At 40.3% G+C, this 20,013-nt stretch carries 12 protein-coding genes; all 12 read left to right on the forward strand.

The genetic code is table 11. The annotated features are described in order from the left end of the window. Window positions 1-8 precede the first annotated feature (8 nt). The 12 genes from tilS (at window position 9) to ACULLH_RS11425 (ending at window position 20,006) form a co-directional block, all read left to right on the forward strand. On the forward strand, window positions 9-1,316 hold the full coding sequence (gene tilS, locus ACULLH_RS11370; RefSeq protein WP_454088863.1) for a tRNA lysidine(34) synthetase TilS: 1,308 nt from the start codon (window positions 9-11) through the stop codon (window positions 1,314-1,316). Continuing rightward, the gene (locus tag ACULLH_RS11375) at window positions 1,313-3,289 is read left to right on the forward strand and encodes a cytochrome c biogenesis protein CcdA (RefSeq protein WP_454088864.1); all 1,977 of its coding nucleotides are present in this window, start codon (window positions 1,313-1,315) and stop codon (window positions 3,287-3,289) included. The genes tilS and ACULLH_RS11375 overlap by 4 nt, the downstream gene beginning before the upstream one ends. Window positions 3,290-3,526: 237 nt before the next feature. Next, window positions 3,527-4,273 (forward strand): hypothetical protein, encoded by a 747-nt coding sequence (locus ACULLH_RS11380; RefSeq protein ID WP_454088865.1) that lies wholly within the window; start codon window positions 3,527-3,529, stop codon window positions 4,271-4,273. Between the two features lie 6 nt (window positions 4,274-4,279). Beyond that, window positions 4,280-7,063: a TonB-dependent receptor gene (locus ACULLH_RS11385; protein WP_454088866.1), complete on the forward strand. Its 2,784-nt coding sequence runs from the start codon at window positions 4,280-4,282 to the stop codon at window positions 7,061-7,063. 3 nt (window positions 7,064-7,066) lie between these two features. Continuing rightward, a complete protein-coding gene (locus ACULLH_RS11390) occupies window positions 7,067-8,305 on the forward strand; it encodes a DUF4249 domain-containing protein (protein WP_454088867.1) in 1,239 nt (412 codons plus the stop codon). A gap of 11 nt (window positions 8,306-8,316) precedes the next feature. Further along, entirely contained in the window at window positions 8,317-10,080 is a 1,764-nt protein-coding gene (locus ACULLH_RS11395) for a hypothetical protein (protein WP_454088868.1), read from the forward strand. A gap of 128 nt (window positions 10,081-10,208) precedes the next feature. Continuing rightward, complete coding sequence (locus tag ACULLH_RS11400) at window positions 10,209-12,605, forward strand: penicillin acylase family protein (protein WP_454088869.1); 2,397 nt, start codon at window positions 10,209-10,211, stop codon at window positions 12,603-12,605. A 250-nt stretch (window positions 12,606-12,855) separates the two neighbouring features. Then, complete coding sequence (locus ACULLH_RS11405) at window positions 12,856-13,608, forward strand: hypothetical protein (protein WP_454088870.1); 753 nt, start codon at window positions 12,856-12,858, stop codon at window positions 13,606-13,608. Continuing rightward, complete coding sequence (locus tag ACULLH_RS11410) at window positions 13,605-16,376, forward strand: carboxypeptidase-like regulatory domain-containing protein (protein ID WP_454088871.1); 2,772 nt, start codon at window positions 13,605-13,607, stop codon at window positions 16,374-16,376. The genes ACULLH_RS11405 and ACULLH_RS11410 overlap by 4 nt, the downstream gene beginning before the upstream one ends. A 12-nt stretch (window positions 16,377-16,388) precedes the next feature. Then, entirely contained in the window at window positions 16,389-17,603 is a 1,215-nt protein-coding gene (locus ACULLH_RS11415; protein ID WP_454088872.1) for a DUF4249 domain-containing protein, read from the forward strand. A 16-nt stretch (window positions 17,604-17,619) separates the two neighbouring features. Continuing rightward, a complete protein-coding gene (locus ACULLH_RS11420) occupies window positions 17,620-18,825 on the forward strand; it encodes a DUF4249 domain-containing protein (protein WP_454088873.1) in 1,206 nt (401 codons plus the stop codon). Beyond that, window positions 18,822-20,006 (forward strand): DUF4249 domain-containing protein, encoded by a 1,185-nt coding sequence (locus tag ACULLH_RS11425; RefSeq protein ID WP_454088874.1) that lies wholly within the window; start codon window positions 18,822-18,824, stop codon window positions 20,004-20,006. The genes ACULLH_RS11420 and ACULLH_RS11425 overlap by 4 nt, the downstream gene beginning before the upstream one ends. Window positions 20,007-20,013 lie beyond the last annotated feature (7 nt).

A 20,013-nucleotide genomic window follows, 5' to 3' on the forward strand; every position in this document is an offset into this window, starting at 1 on the left:
TTTGCAGTATGTTGGAGCAGTTCAGAAGCCATCTTAAAAAAAACTTCCCCTTTCTAATAAAAGGAAAGTTGCTATTGGCATGCAGTGGGGGATTGGATAGTGTTGTCCTTACGATGCTATGCGTAGCATCTGAACTGGATATCACATTGGCCCATTGCAATTTTAATTTGAGAGGCCCTGAAAGTGATGAAGATGAAACCTTTGTTAAAGAACTTGCTTTAGCATTAAAAATCCCTTCCATCACCAAATTATTTGATACCAAGAAATATATCCAAGAAAACGGTGGGTCTGTACAAATGGCGGCAAGAACCTTGCGATATCAATGGTTCGGGTCACTGATAGAAACAAAGGATTTTGATTATGTATTGACAGCGCATCATGCCGATGATGACCTTGAGACTTTTTTGATCAATCTTTCCAGGGGTTCTGGAATTGAGGGTCTACGCGGAATTCCAGAGCAAAACGACAAAATTGTTAGGCCGCTGCTTGGTTTTTCTCGGAATCAGATTTTGACCTATGCAAAATCCGAGAACATCACTTGGAGGGAAGACAGTAGCAACCAAGAAAATAAATACCTGCGCAACAAAGTAAGACATGAAATAGTACCTAGATTGAAGGAAATGCATCCAACTTTCCTGGATAATTTTATGCAAACCCAAACCTATTTGGAGCAAATCGCTTCTTTGGTAAAGAACCATATGGATACCATCAAAAAAGAAGCGTTCGAAGAAGAGAAAGAGTATATCAAAATTAAATTGAGCGACCTCTTAAAACATCAGCCCATCGAAGCCTATCTGTATCAACTTTTTCGTGAATATGGCTTTACCGACTGGAAAAGCATTGGGGAATTGCTACATGCTACCAGCGGGAAGGAGGTATTATCAGAGACCCATAAGCTTTTAAAAGATAGGGGACACCTGATCCTTTCGGCCATTGAAACGGAAAAACAGGATTTTTTCTTTATTGAGGAGGGTATTTTGCAAATTGACTGTCCTATTCATATGAAGATAGAAAAGGTCAAAACTTATGAAAAGAGCCCCAAAAATGTGGTTTTTCTGGATAAGGAAAAGTTAAACTATCCGTTAATATTAAGGAATTGGAAAAAAGGCGACTATTTTTATCCTTTTGGAATGCAGGGGAAAAAGAAGTTATCCAAATACTTCAAGGATGAAAAAGTAGATGTGTTTTCCAAGGAAAAACAATGGTTGCTCTGTTCGGATGAAGACATAGTATGGGTGGTTGGGAAACGATTGGATGAACGGTTCAAAGTAGATAGCTCAACCAAGAACATTTTAAAAGTTACACTTTCAATATGAGATTCTTGTCCATTTTATTTGGTTTCTTTTTAGCCATAGTTCCCCTAATGGCACAATCGGAGGAGGAACCCGCGGTTTGGAGCCATGAGGTCAACAAACTTTCCGATTCTGAATATGAATTGATCTTTAAGGGTAAGATTCATGAAGGGTGGCATGTGTATTCCCAGTATACAGCTGAAGGGGGCTCATTACCTAGTGAATTTACATTTGAGAAAGCTGGGGTGGACTATGAATTGTTAGGTAAAACTGAAGAGAGTGAGACCATAAAGGAATACAGCGATATTTTTGAGGTAGAGGAGACTTTCTTCAAACATGAGGCTGTTTTCACTCAAAAGATTAAACTGCTAAACCATGACATTAAGCAGGTTACGGTCAATCTTTTTTATCAAATATGCAAGGAAGTTTGCATTCCTATGGATGAACTGTTCCAGATTTCCCTGGATGGCAGTGCTTTTGTGGAAACCCAAAAAGAGCTAGATGAAAGCAGCATCGCTATAGCACAATCCTTAAAATTGGATTTAAAGAACAAAGAGCTGCTAAATCAAGGAGGGTTAAAAGGAGCGAAGGGAAAATCCGGTTTGTGGATGATTTTTGGTTTGGGGTTTTTAGGCGGACTTATCGCCTTGCTGACCCCTTGCGTGTTCCCAATGATTCCCTTGACAGTGTCTTTTTTCACTAAGCAGTCACAAAATAAATCCAAGGGAATTGTGAACGCCATTTTATATGGATTCTTTATTGTGTTGATTTATTTCTTGCTGAGCCTGCCCTTTCATTTGTTCGATTCGGTGGATTCGCAAATTTTGAATACCATAGCTACAAACATCTGGTTGAATGTTTTCTTCTTCCTGATCTTTGTGTTTTTTGCTTTTTCCTTCTTTGGATACTACGAACTTACTTTGCCCAGTTCCTGGGCCAATAAAATGGATGCTGCTTCGACCAAAGCTGGAGGAGGTTTGGGTATATTCTTTATGGCATTGACCTTGGCCATTGTATCATTCTCATGTACGGGGCCTATTTTGGGCGGATTGCTGGGAAGTACAACCTTGGCCGAAGGAGATGTGGCAACCAATCTTTCCGCAGGAATGGTAGGTTTTGGATTTGCCTTGGCGTTACCTTTTGCACTTTTCGCGTTATTTCCAGCCTGGCTGAATTCGCTGCCCAAATCCGGAGGATGGATGACTACAGTGAAGGTAGTTTTGGGCTTTTTGGAACTCGCCTTGGCGTTCAAATTTCTTTCCAATGCTGATTTGGTGGGTAACTGGGGAATTTTCAAAAGAGAAATCTTTTTAGGGATTTGGATTGTCATTTTCGTTCTGATGGCATTGTACCTGTTTGGATTGTTCCGATTTCCACACGATGGTCCAAAGCAAAAATTATCTCCAACACGAAAATTTATCGGATTGATAAGCGCAGGTTTCTCTGTCTATTTGATTTTAGGATTGTTGAACATTACCCATCTAAAACTATTGAGTGGATTTCCGCCACCTGATTTTTATAGTGTTGTGGAAACCGAAAGTGATTGCCCGTTGGGCTTGGATTGTTTCAAGGATTTTGACGAAGGAGTAGCGTATGCCCAAGAGGTTAACAAACCCATACTTCTCGATTTTACCGGTTGGGCATGTGTCAACTGTAGAAAAATGGAAGAAAATGTATGGAGCGATTCAAGCATTTATCCGCTGATTCGTGATGAATACGTTTTGATCTCCTTATATGTAGATGATAGAAAAGAGCTTCCCGAAGGGCAAAAGTTCGATTTCCAATATGATTCAGGTCGAATTAAATCCATAGCGACCATCGGGCAAAAGTGGGGTACGTTCCAGACCATAAACTTTAATGCAGCTTCACAACCCTATTATGTATTGTTGTCTCCAAACCTCGAGGTTTTAAGTGATGCAGTGCAATACGTGGACACGGATGTTTACGAAAAATGGCTGAAATCTGGTCTGGAGAAATACCATCTTTCCATGAGATAGCCCCATAAGTTATCCTAAAGGTACTTGAAAGCAATTTTTTCTTTTTCAGATCAAATTATTTAAAAATTTGATTTCGAAATAGTTAAGCATAGTATGCCATCAATTGATAACACTAATAAAGCGAATTGTTGATTTTTTCAAGGAAATAATAGTATTGCCCTTACAATAAGTAAAGCCAATTGGTTATCTTTAGAGAGTTGATAGCTAATAATTTTTGAACCCCTCTAAAAGAGATTTATGAGAGGCAACATTATTGGCTGTCAACTTTGTTTTTTTATATCCCTTTCCAGCGTTTTCTTCGCCTTTGGGCAAACTTCCACTAAAAATGATGCTACTTATCAATGGTTTGATGAGATTGTCGGCATAGAGAACACCCCACTTGTAGACGGTATTGAATACGAGGAGGAACATCGTGTGCTAAATGAAAAAACCAAGTTTTTCAAATCCAGTGATTTTTTAAATGGAAACGTAACGTATAAGAACCAATCTTATTTAGGATTGCAGTTGAAGTATGATTTATACGAAGGCAACGTACTGGTAAGACTTCCCAATAGGATTGGTGGCACCACTTTGATGCTGATCAAGGATGAAATACAGGATTTTACTATCGATGGACATGCTTTTAGCGCTATTGAGGGTAAAGATGAGGAAGGGGTCGACTTTTCAGGCTTTTACGAAAAGCTTTTTACCGGAACCTATTTAGAATTACATGCTAGGTACAAAAAAGATGCCCTAGAACGCAGGGACAAAAAAAATCTGTACTACGAATTTAATGATGGGGAAAACGAACACCTCATTCTGTACCAAAGGAAGTTTTATCATATAGAGGGCAAAAAAGATTTGGTCAAACTTTTCCCAGAATATAAGGACGAAATAAGAACTCATTATAAAAGGAACAAGACCAAGGAGAAAAGAAGAGCGGAATCTTTTATGTCAAGTTTGATCAATCTAATCGATAACAAGCTAATAGCTTCAAAAAGATAAATGGGGATGAAGAAGTATTTAATAATGACCTTTTTCTTGACCCAAGCATTGATGGCCCAACAAGGGAGCGAAAAAATATCGCTGTCTTTCGAGAACAAAAGGATGGAAGCTGTTTTACAGGATATAGAGCAGATTTCCAGCTTCCGCTTTTATTATGTTGAATCATGGCTGACCACGGAACCGCTTTCCGGTGACTTCAATCAAGAGTCGTTGGAAGTGGTATTGACTTCTCTTTTCCGGGATACCGAAATCAACTTCTATGTCCTTGATGATGGCAAAGTCATACTCACCCGCAATAACGCCATTTATGATAGCGTACCCGACTTTTTTCTTCAAATTGATACAACCCGTACAGATTCAACGGAGGTTGAGAGACCGGTGGAAATAGGTCCTTCAAACAAAGCTCCAATTTTTTATCAAGGACAGGAAGTGGTCGCAGCGCGTGCTGTCGGGACCATACGGATAGGAAAGGAAGATAATGATGGAGGAAAGCAAAGCTATGTTCTTTCCGGGTATGCTCGCAACAGTAAAACAGGACGGCCCATAGAGGACTTGGCGTTAGTGCTTCTAGGATCCGAAAATGGTACATCTACCAATGCCCAGGGTTTCTATCAAATCAGCCTGCCTGCAGGCCTAAATTTATTGGAAGCAAGGGCATTAGGTATCCAAACTTCACAGTACAGGGTGATCATGTATAATGATGGGGAGTTAAATCTGGAATTGAACGAAAGTTTGGAAGCCCTGCAGGAGGTTGTTGTTGAGGGGAATAAAATCAGCAATGTGGAACAACCCATCACAGGAGTAACCCAAATTGATGTTGAAGAAATTAAAACTATACCGCTCGTACTTGGCGAACGGGACATTTTAAAGGTGGCATTGACACTACCGGGGATTTCGAATGCCGGGGAAGGTGCAGCAGGATACAATGTAAGGGGAGGTAGAACAGATCAGAACCTCTTTCTGTTGGACAATGCGGTAATTTACAATCCAGCACATTTTTTCGGTCTTTTTTCGGCCCTGAATCCATTTACTACAGGAGGCGTGACCATTTACAAAGGCAATATACCATCTGAGTACGGAGGTAGACTTTCCTCGGTATTCGATGTAACGACAAAAAATGGAAATTCTGAAAAATTTGCAGGTGAAGTATCTATAGGTCCTGTTACAGGTAACATCACATTGGAAACCCCTATTGTTAAAGATAAGTCCTCTTTTTTGATTGGGGCGCGGGGAACCTATTCTGACTGGATATTAAGATCTCTTGATTCCGAGGAATTGCGAAATAGCTCAGCTTCTTTTTATGATGTTGTAGGGAAGTACAGTGACAAAATAAACGAGAGAAATGATCTTGAGGTAACTGGATACTACAGTCGGGATAACTTCAGTATCACTTCAGATTCCATATTCAACTTTAGCAACAGATTGGTTTCATTGAAGTGGGACCATACGTTTAAAAACGAAAAAAATGTGGCCAGTGTGATAGCATCCAATAGCTCTTACAGATTCAATATTGAATTTGATGGTGACGCTAACGGTGATTTTGATTTGGGCTATCGGATAAACGAAACGGAACTGAAGCTACGAATGAAATCCATTTTGGGAGATGACCATATTGTGAACTATGGACTTTCTGGAAAACTATATGAAGTGCAACCCGGCAATGTTGATCCCCTAAATCCTGAATCGGACATAACTGCTTTGCAGATTCCGAAAGAAAGGGGACTGGAAGCCGCCTTATTTTTATCGGATACGTATACCATTAGTGAAAAATTTGCCTTGGATGTGGGGTTAAGGTATTCTTTTTATGCCGCTCTGGGAGCATCTTCGCAGCGTGTGTATGAGGACAATGCGCCGAGGACCGAGGGCACGCTTGTAGAAGTCCGGGACTTTGACACCAACGAATTTATAGAGACCTATGGCGGGCCGGAAGCAAGATTTTCAGCGAGATATTCCATAACCCCGGATTTTTCTATTAAAGCGGGGTTCAACAACACCTATCAATACATTCATACACTGTCTAACAACACTACGGCATCGCCGACCGATACATGGAAACTCTCGGACCTTAATATTGAACCCCAACAGGCGTATCAGGTTTCCCTAGGTCTATTCAAGAATTTTAATGAGGGTATGTACGAAGTAAGTTTGGAGAGTTATTATAAGCGCTCCAAGAATATCCTGGATTATAAAACAGGCGCTCAATTATTACTAAATGAAACCATTGAAGCTGATGTCCTTCAGGGTGATGGAAGAGCCTATGGTTTGGAATTTTTGGTGCGAAAACTCGCAGGTAGATTAAACGGATGGTTGGGATATACCTATGCAAGATCTTTCCTGAGATTGGATAGCGATTTTAGTGAGGAGAGGATTAATGGAGGTGATTATTTTCCATCCAACTTCGACAAACCCCACGATTTTAGTGTAGTTGCCAACTACAAATTCACCAAACGTTTCAGTGGTTCTGCAAATTTTGTATACCAGACCGGTCGACCTGTCACCTTTCCTATTGGAACTTTTGATTTTAACAATGCTGAGTTCGTCGCTTTCAGCGAACGAAACAAGTTCAGAATACCCGATTTTTATCGACTCGATCTTAGTTTCAATATGGAAGGAAACCATAAGATCAAGAAGTTCGCGCATAGCTTTTGGAACTTTTCAATCTATAATGTCTTAGGAAGGAACAACCCCTATTCGGTATTTTTTGTTACGGAGGAAGGAGAAATAAAGGCTTTTCAAAGCTCCATTTTTGCTATTCCGATCCCGACCATAACCTACAATTTCAAGTTTTAGAAAATGACTCGAAAAATTAGCTTCATATTTCCAATTGAGAAAACCATCTGGTTTCCAGTACTTCTTTTGATATTGAGTGGCTGTGTTGAAGAGTTTACTCCGGAGACAAAGAACTTCGAGTCGATTTTGGTGGTTGAGGCAACTTTGACCAATGAACTTAAACAGCAAGAAATCTTTTTGAGCAGAACCCGAACCTTTGAAGACAACCTACCCAATAAAGAGGAAAATGCCAGGGTTAGGGTAACCGATGATTCCCAGAACGAGTTTGTTTTTACTGAGACGGAGGCAGGTAAATATGTTTCCGATGTTGAATTTGAAGCTGTTGCAGGAAGTACGTATCAACTTCATATAACCACAAGTAACGGCAGGGACTATGTTTCAAGCCCTGCATTAATGGGGGAGGCTTTGGAAATGGAAGATGTGTACGCAGAGAGAATTACCAACGAGAACAACAACGACGGAATGGCCATATTTGTAGACAGTTTCGACCCTACCGGAAATTCGCGGTATTACCGTTATGAGTACGAGGAAACCTATAGGGTAATTGCACCGGACTGGATATCTGGTGATTTGGAAGGAGTGCCCGCTCCACCTTTCCTTATTGAACCGGATTGCAATGTTAGGATCAGTTTGGAGCCAAGGAGTCCTGATTTGCGGATTTGCTACCCAACCGATTTCCCCAATAATGTTATTATCACGACTACCAATAATTTTGATGAAGATCGCGTGCAGCGATTCCCAGTGCGTTTTATTAACAGGGACAATTACATCATCTCACATCGTTACTCTATTCTTGTTAGACAATATGTGGTTTCTCCCGAGGCCTATGCCTTTTTTGAAGCTTTACAGGATTTCTCAGAAAACGAAAGTGTTTTTTCGGATACCCAGCCTGGGCAATTAATCAATAATATAGCTTCTACCGCTGATGTTGACGAAACAGTTCTAGGCTATTTCGAAGTTGCATCGGTAAGCGAAAGAAGGATATTCTTTAACTATGACGATTTTTTTCCGGGAGAGGCACTTCCGCCTTACGCTGACCCATGTACAAGGGTTGCTCCTACTTTGCAGGACAGGGAGGGTGATTGCGTGCTAAGGCCTTTAATAGAAGCCGAGACACTCTTATTTCTTCAGGAAAACCCTGAACTTACCCTTACAAGGGGACCCTTTATAGTTGTACCCAGGGTTTGTGGGGATTGTACCGTCTTGGGGACAAATAAACTGCCTGAATTTTGGATTGAGTAAGTTTTTATACTATGTGGAGAATTAGAACCATCTTTATTATTTTTCTTATTGGGACTATCCATAGCTCCCATGGACAAACGTACCTAAATAACAATAGCCTTTTAGAAGGTTACAAGGATATTTCCCAAGAAAAAGTTTTTATTCACTATAATACCTCTTTAGCCCTGGTTGGGGAGCGCATCTACTATAAGGTCTATTGCTTGGAAGAGGAAACAAACAAATTCAGTAACTTAAGCAAGGCAGCTTATGTGGAGTTGGTCGGTGTCAACAATCAAACCGTATTCAAGCATAAAATACGATTGGAATCCGGGCTTGGAAATGGGGATTTTTTCATTCCTGCCGAAGTGTCCTCCGGACACTATAAAATTATCGGTTATACCCGATGGATGCTCAATAAAGGTCAAGATTCCTTCTTTCAAGGTAACATCACGGTAATTAACCCCTACCAGAACAATCAGGATAACATCCTTATCGTTTCAAAAGATTCCGTAGGTGTTCAATCCAGTAAAAAGGACTATGCATTTTCAGAATACAAAAAGAGCAAATACATCTCGCTAGAGACCGATTCAAAAGTCTATGGAAAACGGGAACCTGTTTCGTTGGGGTTGAAAAGTGTTTTGGGAGAAAATGACCTGGCCAATTTTTCAATTTCTGTGCGGAAAATGGATGTATCCGAAAATTACAAAGCGGCACACGCAGAAAATTTTGCAAAGACTTTCAAACGTAATGAACCCAATAACAACAAAACGATTTTTTTACCTGAATTGCGAGGCGAACTCTTCAGGGGCAAAGTGCTCGACAAAGAAAGTAAACTTCCCCTACAATCAAAACAAGTAGCACTGTCTTCCATCGGAGACAACTTCCAACTTTCAGTTTCCGACACCAACCACGATGGAGTTTTTTACTTTAATCTGGAAGAAGAAAACCCTCAAAATGAGGTGATTGTCCAAGTTTTGGGTGAGAGTAGGAGTAATTGCATTCTTCAAATGGATACTGAGGAATATGTAGATTATGACAAACTTTCCTTTGAAAAAGTGGAAATCGCATCAGAATCATTGGATGCTATATTTAGTAGGAGCATCAATAGTCAGTTTGAAAACGCCTACACCGCAATGAAGGCCGATTCAACAATCCTCAGGGAACAGGCTTCGCCTTTTTATACCAATCTGTCGATGTTATACAATTTGGATGACTATACTCGATTCCCAACGGTAAAGGAAACCATTGTGGAAGTCGTGGATAATGCATGGATTGAGAAAAACAAGAATGGAGAATCGGTTTTTAAAGTGAAATACTTCGGCCCTTATTTGGATTTGGTCACCTTACCCTTGGTTATTGTTGATGGAACTATGGTTCAAAACCATAATCAACTTGTGGATTATGAAGCGAGAAAAATACAGAGCATAGGATTATACTGGGATAAATTCAGAATTGGCCCCGAAGTCTTTCAAGGTGCAATACTTGTTGAAACCATAAACGGAGATTTCAACATTTCTACCGATGAGGATTATATCGTGAGGAAAAAACTGCTTCGCCCATTGCTTCAAAAAAAATATTACCAGCAGAGTTACCAAGGTGATTTAAGGGCAAAATATGAACGTATCCCTGATTTTCGCAGTCAGTTGCTCTGGGAACCTGATATTTCACTTGCAGATGAAGAAATAACACTTGAATTTTACACAAGCGATGTTTCTGGAACATATGGGATTTTGTTGGAAGGGTTTACCGCGAACGGACATCCCATTTCAATTACAAAAACCATTGCAGTGGAGTAGCAGTTTTAAGTCTTATTTGGTTCACTTTCCATGAATCAAAGGCAGTACTTGGGTCGAAGAATTTCATGCTTTTTGGAAAAATAGTTTAATTTAGACTAACTGTTTATAATTAACCAAAGATCCCCACAGTGAAGAAATTCAAGAAAGTACTTCTTGTACTTGCCGGCCTGCTTATACTTGTAATTCTTGGTTTTACTCTTTTTGTTCAACACCTTAAACCGGATTATAGTGGAGAAAAAGCAATGTCTGGCTTGGAAAACAAGGTAGATGTGTATTTTGATGCCTATGGCATCCCGCATATCTATGCTCAATCTGAACCTGATGCCCTGAGAGCATTGGGGTATGTGCATGCCCAAGACAGACTCTGGCAAATGGAACTGCTGAGAAGGTTGGCAAAAGGCCGACTTTCAGAAGTCTTCGGTCAAGATTTGGTGGAAACGGATAAGTTCTTCCTTTCCTTGGGAATCGACGAGCATACGGCGGCAACGGTAGCTGGGCTGGACTCCAAAAGTGAAATGGTTGTGTTATCCAATGCCTATCTGGATGGAATAAATAAATTCATCCAAGAAGGGCCTACGCCTGTGGAATTCTACCTTACAGGGCTTGAAAAGGAACCTTTTTCCATAGAAGATATGTATAATGTGGTGGGTTATATGGCATTTAGTTTTGCCATGGCCCACAAGACGGACCCTTTGTTGACAAACATCAAGAATAACTTGGGAGAAGAATATATCTCCAACCTTGCCATAGATTCGGACACCACTACGGTATGGATAAAGAATTACAAAAACACTGATACGGATACGTTGACCAACACTATAGCACTGAATTTTAAAAAGGCTTTAAAAAATCTACCTGTACCACTATTTGAAGGCAGTAACAGCTGGGTTTTGGCACCTGAAAAAACAAAAAATGGGAAGGTAATCCTTGCCAACGACCCACATATAGGTTTTGCGCAACCATCGGTTTGGTATGAGGCCCATGTGAGTACTCCCAATTATGAAAAATATGGATATCATCTGGGGGGAGTTCCATTTCCTTTGCTGGGACATGATAGGAACTTGGCCTACGGACTCACCATGTTCGAGAATGACGATATTGATTTTTACTATGAAGAATCCAATCCATTAGATAGCACTAAGTACAAAACGGAAAATGGATGGGAGAGCTACGAGGTTATATCCAAAGAGATTAAGGTCAAAGATGGGGAAACCATTTCTTTTTCCTATAAAAAAACAAGGCATGGTCCTGTGCTGAATAATATTGCCAAACAAATTACTGGTGAACGCCCAATCTCAATGTCATGGATATATACCAAGCTCGACAACGAGATCATGGATGCGCTCTATGGCATCAGTCATTCAGCTAACATAGAGGACTTTAAAAGTGCATTACCCAAAATACATGCTCCCGGACTTAACGTGATGTATGGTGATGCCGAGGGCAATGTTGCATGGTGGGCAACCGCCAAGCTCTACCAACTGCCCGATAGTCTTTCTACCAAGTTTGTTATGGATGGTGCAAGTGGAGAGAATGAGATGGTTAGGTTTCTCGATTTTTCAGAGAATCCTAGCGCTATCAACCCCCCATGGCATTATGTGTATTCTGCCAACAACCAGCCTGATTCGATAGCCGGTATGGTATACCCAGGTTATTATCTACCAGAAAACAGGGCAAAGAGAATTGTGGAGTTACTTGACAATAAAAACGATTGGGACCAGGAATCCACTTCTCAAATGATATTGGATGTGACCTCTTCGGTAAACCCAGATCTGATTACGGAACTCATCAAACTTTTGGATGTCTCTAGCTTAAGTGACGAACAACTTGTACAGGTCGATGCCCTTAAAAATTGGGATGGAAATTATTCACTGGACAGTTCAAACCCGACGCTTTTTCATCGATGTGAATATTTTATGCTTAAGAACACAATGGGAGATGAACTCGGACCAGAACAGTTCGATCAGTTGTTGGGCACCCATATGCTAAAGCGTCAAATAGCATGGGGCGCTAAAATGAAAGAGGGGAAATGGTGGGACAATGTGCTCACTCCTGATGTTGTGGAAACAAGAGACCAAATCGTTCTAAAGTCATTTGCGGATGCTTGGATATCCTTGGTCAGCGATTTTGGCGAAGACCCAACACAATGGACCTGGGATAAGGTCCATACTTTGGAACATCAACACCCCATTGGTCAAGTTGAAAGTTTAAGGGAATTCTTTAATGTGGGGCCGTTTCCTGTAAATGGTACTCGGGAGGTTATCAATAATATGGCTTTTCCGTATGATAGCACAGGTTACTACAAGGTGAATTCTGGCCCATCCACCAGAAGGGTTATTGATTTCTCTGATATTGAGAACAGTATCAGTATTCTTCCAACCGGACAGTCTGGAAACCCGTTCAGCAAACATTATGAAGACCAGGCAGAGCTTTATATCAACGGAGAGTTCAGAAAAATGATGATGAACAAACAAGAAATTCAGGAGACTGCCGAATCAACATTGATTTTTACACCGAATAGATAATTCAAACTACCATATCCTCACCATTTAAATCTTTAATTCTTCCAAATTGAGGCGGAAACATAACGCCTTGACCTAGGTAAGGTTTGCATTTTTTCTTGTAATAAGGGCTTTAATGCGCTGTTAGCTAACGATATCGTTAATATTTTGATCATTTTCTGATAATTTTTTAGGATTCGTGATTATTAATAGTATTTTAGATTCAGCTAATTCATTTAATCAATAAACACCCTTAATACGACCGTTTAATATTATGTTACATTATTTTAGGGCTGCTTTAATGCCGATTTTGGTATTGAGTGGAATTTTGCTGTCCTATGGGCAGGATGAGGCTCAAATCGATTACTACAATTCCTTTGACAGCAATATTGGTATAGAAAATACTGGTCTATACCAGGGAGTCGTTTACACGGACAAGTACCGGACCATAAACGAGAACACCCAATTCTTCCAGACAAGAGAGTTTCAATCGGGAAGCGTTTGCTATGATGGGCAATGCTATTATGACCTGGATCTGAAATATGATGTTTATGAGGATGAGGTTTTGGTACGATTGGTTACCAGGGTAGGTGGAGGGACTCTCAAATTGTTCAAGAACTACATTGAAAGTTTTGAGATTGAGGGACATAGTTTTACAAAAATCCTTCCCGAAGATACGTCCACGCTCAATGCATATGGGTTTTACGAAGTTGCTTTGGAAAGTACGAGCTTTACGCTGTTTACGAAGTATACGAAAAGGAATTTTGATAGAAAGGATCGAAGGTCGGTTTATTATGAATTTTTAGATGGCCCTAGTGAAAATGTTTTGCTCTATGAAAACGCGTACTCCGTTATCAATTCCAAAAAGGACATAATCACCTTATTTCCTGACCTCAAGAGAGAAATAGACAAGTTTTACAATGTGGCAAGAGGGCTTCGTAAATCAGACCCTGATGGTTTCCGAATCAGCCTAATGAAACGTATCGAAATACTTCTATCCCAAAAAGCAAACCAATCAGAAAAATGAAAAAAGTTTTCGCAGCAGCCATACTTCTTGCAAGTATGCAATTTGTCGTGGCCCAAGAAATCCCCAAAATCTCTGTTTCATTTGCCAATGTCGAAGTGTCCCAAGCACTAGATGAAATTGAGCGCAGGACCAACTACAAATTTTATTATTTGGAATCTTGGGTGGAAGGAATTAGAGTTACAGGAAGTTATCAGAACGAGCAGGTAAGCCTTATTCTGGATGATTTGTTCAAAGACACTATCCTCAACTTCTATATCTCTAATGACAACAAGATTTTTCTTTTACAGAACAACCAAATCTATGACAGCCTACCGGATGACTTTTTTGGCAAAGAAGAGCAGATTGCGGAAGATGAACCCAGCTACGATGACCTTCAAGATTACGGACCACTTTTTGTTAACTCTGAGGAAGATGGAGTAAATAGAGGGCTTCAGGTTGTGAAGATTGGGAAAGAAAACCGAAATAATCGGAGAAGAACCTTTACGCTTCGCGGAAAAGTGGTCAATACTAGAAATGGACAGCCCATTCCCGATTTGGCCATATTAGTTCAAGGCAAGGATATTGGGACTTCGACCAATGCCAACGGAAACTATAGTTTGGAGTTACCGATAGGTGAGAATATTATCCAAACAAGGGGGCTCGGTATTCAAGATTCACGAACCAAGGTAATTTTGTACAATGACGGTACTTACAATTTTCAACTTAACGAAAGTGTGGAGGCTTTGGATGAGGTTGTCGTTCAAGGTAATATAGATCGTAACGTGGAGACTGCACTCACGGGGGTTACGCTGATCGAAGTCGAAAAAATTAAAAATATTCCATTGGTTCTTGGAGAAAGGGATATTTTGAAAGCGGCAATAACGCTGCCAGGTATTACCACAGCCGGAGAAGGTGCTGCTGGCTATAATGTGCGTGGAGGTAGAACGGATCAAAACCTGATTTTATTGGATAATGGTGTAATCTATAATCCTTCCCACTTCTTTGGGATATTCTCTGCGATCAACCCTTTTAGTACCGGTTCTGCCGAAATCTACAAAGGGAATATTCCAGCGGAGTTTGGAGGAAGACTTTCCTCGGTATTTGATATCACTACCAAAGATGGTAACACGGAAAAATTTTCTGGAGAGGCCTCAATAGGACCTGTTACAAGTAATGTGGTGTTGGAAACACCCATCGTCAAAGACAAATCAGCATTACTGGTAGGAGGAAGAGCCACTTATTCAGATTGGATCCTAAGGGCTTTGGATGATGAACAATTGAGCAATAGCACCGCTTCATTTTTTGATGTGGTGGCTAAATACAACCACACCATTAATGACAAAAATGAGATCAAAGCTACAGGATACTTTAGCCGTGACGAGTTTAGTATCACGTCAGATTCAATCTTCGACTATAGCAACAGATTGGTTTCTTTAAAATGGGACCATAAGTTCAGTGAAAAAACTACGGGTAGTCTTATCCTTTCCAACAGTGAATACAAATTTGGTATTGAATTCGATGGGGAATCCAATGATGATTTTGACTTGAGTTACAAAAACAACGAGACCGAATTCAAAATCAAGATGAAATATCTGCATAGCGACAAACATAAGTTTGATTACGGTATATCCAGCAAACTATATGTAGTAAACCCGGGGGATATTGTTCCCTTGGGCGCTGGTTCAGATGTCTCGTCACTCACTATTCCCGAGGAACGCGGGCTGGAATCTGCCGTATTTCTATCGGATAGTTACGAGGTCAACGACAAATTGCTGATTGATCTTGGGCTACGATATTCCTTCTTTGCCGCGCTTGGTGCCTCACAGCAACGTATTTATCAGGACAATGCGCCCAGAAACAATGGAACTTTGGTGGAAACACAGGATTTTGATAAAAATGAGGTAATTGAAACCTATGGTGGACCAGAATTAAGGCTGTCTGCTCGCTATTTCTTGGCTCCTGATTTCTCGGTCAAGGCAAGTTTGAACAATGCCTATCAATATATTCACACATTGTCCAACAACACCACGGTTTCACCAACAGACACGTGGAAACTGTCGGACCTAAATATTGAACCTCAAGAAGCGTATCAAGCTTCAGTGGGACTCTACAAAAATTTTGAGGGCAATAAGTTTGAGTTGAGCCTCGAAGGATATTACAAACAACAGAAGAACTTATTGGATTATAAAGTAGGCGCACAATTGTTGTTGAATGAGGCCATTGAGACTGAGGTTTTACAAGGAGATGGAAAAGCGTATGGTGTGGAGTTCTTGATCAAGAAAAATGAAGGGAAATTAAATGGATGGTTGGGATACACCTACTCAAGATCATTTGTAAAGTTGGATAGCGAATTCAACGAAGAACGTGTTAATAATGGTGAATTCTTCCCATCAAATTTTGACAAGCCACATGATATTAGCTTGGTGGCGAATTACAAGTTTACCCGCAGGTTCAGTGCTTCTGCCAACTTTGTTTATCAAACAGGAAGACCAGTGACCTTTCCAATCGGAAGTTTTGCCTTTAACAACTCAGAATTTGTGTTCTACAGCGACCGCAATAAGTTCCGTATTCCAGATTACTATAGACTGGACCTAAGTTTTAATATGGAAGGCAACCACAAGATAAAGAAGTTTGCTCATAGCTTTTGGAGTTTTTCAATCTATAATGTGTTGGGGAGAAATAATCCCTATTCTGTGTTTTTTGTAACCGAGGAAGGAGATATCAAGGCATATCAAAGCTCAATATTTGCAATTCCGGTGCCTACGATAACGTATAACTTTAGGTTTTAATAGGCCAAGAAAATGAAAAAGGGAATTAAACATACCTTGTTTTTGGCAGTGCTTGCGCTTTTCGTCAATGGTTGCATAGAACCATTTGAGGCTACGTTTACCGATTTTGAAAGTGCTATAGTTGTGGAAGGTACAATTACGAACCAGATGCAGCGACAACAAATATTTATAACACGGACTTTTGAGTTTGAAGATGATGGTCCTTTACCTGAAACAAATGCCAATGTCCGGGTAGTAGCAGGAAGTAACACCTACATTTTTGCCGAGGACACACCAGGAGTTTATGCATCAAACCAGGTTTTTGCTGCTCAACCAAACACGACATATCAATTACGTATTGAAACATCTGACGGTCGTACTTATAGTTCTTCTGAGACAACTTTACCACCAACTACCCAAATAGATAATTTGAGCGCAGAACGCATTACCAACGATGAAGGTATTAACGGCGTCGCAATTTTTGTAGATAGCTTTGACCCCTCTGCAAGCTCGGTAAATTACAGATATGAGTTCGAAGAAACCTTCAAAATAATTGCTCCCTTTTGGACACTTACCGATCTTGAAAAAGTACCGCCTGAAGAACAGACACAACTTTGTGAGGTTCGAACGATACCCGATGAAAGATCAGAACAGATATGTTTTGCAACCAATATCTCAAATAACATCATCCAAACAAGCACCGCAGATTTGGCTGAAGATAGGGTAGATGATTTTATGGTGAGGTTTGTTCCGAGTGACAATTACATTCTCTCTCATCGATATAGTATTTTGGTTCGTCAATTGGTCCAGTCCAATGAAGCATTTACCTTTTATGAAACTCTGAATGAGTTTTCTGGCAATGAAAGCCTATTTTCAGAAACCCAACCCGGTTTTTTAGAAGGTAATGTTGTTTCGGATTTGGACAGAAATGAAAAAGTACTAGGCTATTTTGAAGTGGTTTCGGTAAGTGAGCAGCGGATATTTTTTAACTATGATGACCTGTTTCCAGGCGAGGATTTACCACCTTATGTTGATCCCTGCACCATAAATGCACCACCATTGGTTTCTGGTTCGGTACCTCCAAGATGTGTTTTAAGTACTCAGGTGGAACTTGGTCTAGTGGGATATGTAGATACCAATGCAAATCCTGGGCAGGGCGAAGGGCCCTTTTTGGTGGTGTCCAATGTTTGTGGGGACTGTTCAGAAATAGGAAGTCCTGTACCTCCGGAATTTTGGATGGAAGATTAAATGAATTATAGAAATAATGATAAATTTTGAGATCAAATTGAAAAAGGGATTTTTTATCATAATAGGTGTTTTACTGTATGGCTGTATAGAACCTTTTGAAACAACTTTTATTGATTTTGAAAATGCCTTGGTAATTGAAGCGACTATTACCAATGAGCTCAAACAGCAAAAAATTGAACTTTCCCGGACTTATGAATTCGAAGTAGATGGTCCTACTCCTGAATCAAATGCAAATGTTAGCGTGCTGGATAATAGTGGGAACACCTATACTTTTCAAGACACGGGAAACGGAATCTACCTATCCAACCAGGCTTTCGCAGCTGAATCAGGGGTATCTTACGAACTCTCTATAACCACCCAGGGAGGAAGAAATTATAGATCCGATGCCGTTGAGTTTTCCCATGGAACTGGAATCGACCAAGTGTCGGCGGAACGAACAACCAATGACGATGGGGAAGATGGAATGGCAATCTTGGTGAATAGTTTCGACCCTACAGGCAATTCCCAAAACTATCGTTACGAATATGAGGAAACATATAGGGTTATTGCACCAGAGTGGAATCTGATTGCATTAATTGGAGATCCTGAACCAGATAGTGGATGTAATGTGGTTAAGATCCCAAATGAAACTAACGAACAAATATGCTATCCAACAGACATTTCGAATACCATAATTCTAACTTCAACTGATGATCTGGAAGAGGATAGGGTAAGTGATTTTCTGGTTCGATTTATTCCAAGGGATAATTATATTCTCTCTCATCGCTATAGTATTTTGGTCAGACAATATGTGCAATCGAATGAGGCATTTACTTTTTATGAAAGGCTGAATGAGTTATCAAGTTCCGAGAGTCTTTTTTCACAAATCCAACCTGGATTTTTACAGGGTAATGTGTTTTCCAATGATAATGAAGATGAGCGCGTGCTTGGTTTTTTTGACGTAAGCAGTGTTTCGGAGGAACGCATTTTTTTCAATTATAATGATTTTTACCCAGGGGAACCATTGCCACCCTACATTGAACCTTGCGATCCGAGTGCTCCTGTTATAGCCAACATGGGAGGCTGTGTTTTGCGTCCAATTTTGGAAATCGGAGCAGGGGTGTACGCAGGAGATAATGATTCGGAGGACCCTAACGAGGGACCTTATCTTATTGTCTCCAGGGTTTGTGGAGATTGCAGTGTTCTTGGGACCAGTGAGGTCCCGGATTTTTGGATTGAATGAGGAATGGATTTGAGAAATATGGAAAATTACTGATTCTTTTTGCAGCTTGGCCATTGACCAGTTGCATAGAACCTTTTGATACGGAGTTTATTGATTTTGAAGATGCATTTGTGGTCAATGCCACAATAACAGATGAAATGAAGCAACAGGAGATTAAATTGACAAGAACTTTCAGATTCCAGGATGATGGACCATCTGGAGAGTCCGGGGCATCAATTTCGGTTTCGGATAGCAACGGCAATACGTATGCTTTTGTGGAGACCGGTTCAGGAAATTATCGCTCCAACGTTGCTTTTGCCACTGTTCCGGATACCGACTACCAATTATTGATAACGTCCGCTACGGGAAGAAGATATAGCTCATCTTTGATGAGGCTACCTTCAGCCAACGACATCGATAGTCTTTATGCCCAACGCATCACAAATGACTTGGGTGAAGATGGAATGGGAATATTCGTAAATACCTCAAATCCTTCGGAAACAAATAATTTTTACAGTTATGAATATGAGGAAACCTATAAGGTAATTGCTCCTAGATGGATTCCAGAAGAACTTGAAGTAGTGGAAACTACTGAGCCTCCAAGTGTAATAATTGTTCCTCGTTCTTTGGATGAGCGTGTTTGTTACCCCACGAATATTTCAAATAATTTTATCCTTACGGACACAGAAGATCTGGAAATGGGCAGGATTTCCAATTTCATGATAAGATTTATAGCAAGTAATGACTTTATCCTTTCTTATAGATATACCATTTTGGTGAGACAATTTGCGCATAGTCCCGAAGCTTTTAATTTCTTGGAGACGTTGAACGAGTTTTCATCCAATGAAAGTCTCTTTTCGGAAACGCAACCAGGGTTTTTGGAGGGCAATATCGCATCAGTAGACAATCCTGACGAAAAAGTGTTGGGCTACTTTAATGTATCTGCTGTGGATGAAAGACGCATCTTTTTCAACTATGAAGATTTTTACCCAGGGGAGGCGTTACCCCCATATGTAAATCCATGCCGTGAAAATGCACCAATTATTGGCTTACTGGATCTTATCCGATGGGATTTAATAAAATATATCGAAGATAATAATGGTGAAATTCAGCCGGGGGGACCATATATTACAGTGCCGCAGGTCTGCGGGGACTGCACAATTTTGGGCCCTTCCGAAATTCCTGAGTTTTGGACAGAATAAATATGAA

This window comes from Flagellimonas sp. 2504JD4-2, assembly GCF_053642935.1.

Excerpts from the sequence above, each read along its gene's own strand:
- ACULLH_RS11395 (WP_454088868.1), top strand. The coding sequence starts at position 8,317 with ATGTGGAGAATTAGAACCATCTTTATTATTTTTCTTATTGGGACTATC.
- ACULLH_RS11390 (WP_454088867.1), top strand. The coding sequence starts at position 7,067 with ATGACTCGAAAAATTAGCTTCATATTTCCAATTGAGAAAACCATCTGG.
- tilS (WP_454088863.1), top strand. The coding sequence starts at position 9 with ATGTTGGAGCAGTTCAGAAGCCATCTTAAAAAAAACTTCCCCTTTCTA.
- ACULLH_RS11415 (WP_454088872.1), top strand. The coding sequence starts at position 16,389 with ATGAAAAAGGGAATTAAACATACCTTGTTTTTGGCAGTGCTTGCGCTT.
- ACULLH_RS11375 (WP_454088864.1), top strand. The coding sequence starts at position 1,313 with ATGAGATTCTTGTCCATTTTATTTGGTTTCTTTTTAGCCATAGTTCCC.
- ACULLH_RS11405 (WP_454088870.1), top strand. The coding sequence starts at position 12,856 with ATGTTACATTATTTTAGGGCTGCTTTAATGCCGATTTTGGTATTGAGT.
- ACULLH_RS11380 (WP_454088865.1), top strand. The coding sequence starts at position 3,527 with ATGAGAGGCAACATTATTGGCTGTCAACTTTGTTTTTTTATATCCCTT.
- ACULLH_RS11410 (WP_454088871.1), top strand. The coding sequence starts at position 13,605 with ATGAAAAAAGTTTTCGCAGCAGCCATACTTCTTGCAAGTATGCAATTT.
- ACULLH_RS11420 (WP_454088873.1), top strand. The coding sequence starts at position 17,620 with ATGATAAATTTTGAGATCAAATTGAAAAAGGGATTTTTTATCATAATA.
- ACULLH_RS11385 (WP_454088866.1), top strand. The coding sequence starts at position 4,280 with ATGAAGAAGTATTTAATAATGACCTTTTTCTTGACCCAAGCATTGATG.
- ACULLH_RS11425 (WP_454088874.1), top strand. The coding sequence starts at position 18,822 with ATGAGGAATGGATTTGAGAAATATGGAAAATTACTGATTCTTTTTGCA.